The 333-nt window shown below is 48.0% G+C and carries 1 protein-coding gene; it reads left to right on the top strand.

Translation table 11 applies throughout. From position 1 onward, the window contains the following. On the top strand, positions 1-333 hold a 333-nt coding region (locus ACTJJS_RS33560; protein ID WP_440668416.1), incomplete at both ends, for a hypothetical protein.

Genomic DNA, 333 nt, shown 5'->3' on the forward strand with positions numbered 1-333 from the left:
GTAATCTGTACGTGGAGCCGGTAACCGTAGGCAATCTTACTAAAGGGCTGGTAACGGGAACGCGTATCCGTATACTGGGTACTGATACGTGGCTAACTACCACCAGCTACTACAATGATAAAGGGCGGGTAAGCCAGATACTATCAGATAATGCTACCGGAGGTACGGACGTGATCACCACCCGCTATGATTTTACCGGAAAAGTAGTCAGCACTTATCAGCGGCATACAAACACCCGGAGCGGTGTTACACCGCAAACCACAGTGCTCACCACCATGTTTTATGATGCGCAGGGAAGAGTGAAAGCTATTAATAAGCAGTTGAACGATAATC

The organism is Chitinophaga sp. 22308 (assembly GCF_052045305.1).
Classification (GTDB): Bacteria; Bacteroidota; Bacteroidia; order Chitinophagales; family Chitinophagaceae; genus Chitinophaga; species Chitinophaga varians_A.